This window comes from Roseateles sp. P5_E1 (genome assembly GCF_054049335.1).
On the sequence record NZ_JBFUMN010000384.1, the window covers coordinates 1 to 560 of the forward strand.

Below are 560 nucleotides of genomic sequence, written 5' to 3' on the forward strand. Positions count from 1 at the left end.
ATGTAATGCGCCTTGTACTCCAGCCAGTGCAGGCCCACCAGGCTGGTCCAGCCATCGGCGGCATGCAGCTCCTCGTAGCGTTGCAGGCGCCACTGCTGCTGTTCGGCGGCGAACGCGGGATCGTCGGCCACCGCCACCGGTGGCTGCGGCGTGTTCCCACAGGCTGCCAGTCCCAGCGCCAGCATCGCCGCGCCAAGTCCCCTTCCCCAAGTCTGCATGACTCTCCCCTTCAACGTCCGCGCAGGAACCAGCGGTCSATSTCCGCCAGYGAAAAACGTGCCCAGGTCGGTCGGCCGTGATTGCACTGACCCGAGCGTTCGGTGTTTTCCATGTCGCGCAGCAGCGCGTTCATTTCCGGCACGGTCAGGCGCCGGTTGGCGCGCACCGCGCCATGGCAGGCCATGGTCGACAGCAGCTCGTCGCGGGCACTGGCGATGCGTCGGCTTTGCCCGTGTTCGCGCAGGTCGGTGAGCACGTCGCGCAGCAGGCCTTCCGGCTCGGCGTTGGCCAGCAACGCCGGAATGCTGCGCACATGCAGCGATCCAGGACCGGAGCGGGTG

General features: G+C 67.7%; 1 protein-coding gene and 1 pseudogene. Both read right to left on the minus strand.

From position 1 onward, the window contains the following. Positions 1–218: hypothetical protein (locus tag ACXJKJ_RS31660; protein WP_457395669.1), on the minus strand; the 218-nt coding region annotated here is incomplete at its 3' end. 11 nt (positions 219–229) lie between these two features. Continuing rightward, a pseudogene (gene mutL, locus ACXJKJ_RS31665) lies at positions 230–560 on the minus strand (DNA mismatch repair endonuclease MutL); the annotation flags it as partial.